The following is a 384-nucleotide window of genomic DNA, read 5'->3' as shown; positions in this document are numbered from 1 at the left end:
CTTCATATTATTTAAAAGCTCTTGTAGTACTGCTTCATTCGATTCAATGAACATCATTTCTTTGTCTGATGGATCTGTTTGAATCCAAACCGAACTATCTCCTACACGGAAGATTCCTTCTCCTTTTCCTGGGTTGTTGAGAATAATATCAAGCTCCCCAGCAGTTAAGTTAAAGTTCTCTTGGATCTTTTTCTTATCGATCTTATTTTGTTCTAAGAAGAAATAAGAGAAAGTGGATTGCAAGATACCACGTGCTTTTACATTTTCTAAAATACGAACAAAGTCCTGACTTGCCCAACACATACCTGCATTTCTCTTACGAGAGCGGCGTGCTACTTTTTCTAAGAAGTTAACTGTTTGTTCATAGTCGATAAACTGCCACAT

The 384-nt window shown here is 36.7% G+C and carries 1 pseudogene; it reads right to left on the bottom strand.

The features are described from left to right. A pseudogene (locus tag MR155_RS31495) lies at nucleotides 1-384 on the bottom strand (hypothetical protein); the annotation flags it as partial.

This window comes from Bacillus cereus group sp. BfR-BA-01331, assembly GCF_022663915.1.
Classification (GTDB): domain Bacteria; phylum Bacillota; class Bacilli; order Bacillales; family Bacillaceae_G; genus Bacillus_A; species Bacillus_A mycoides.
This window is presented reverse-complemented; position numbering and strand designations above follow the sequence as displayed.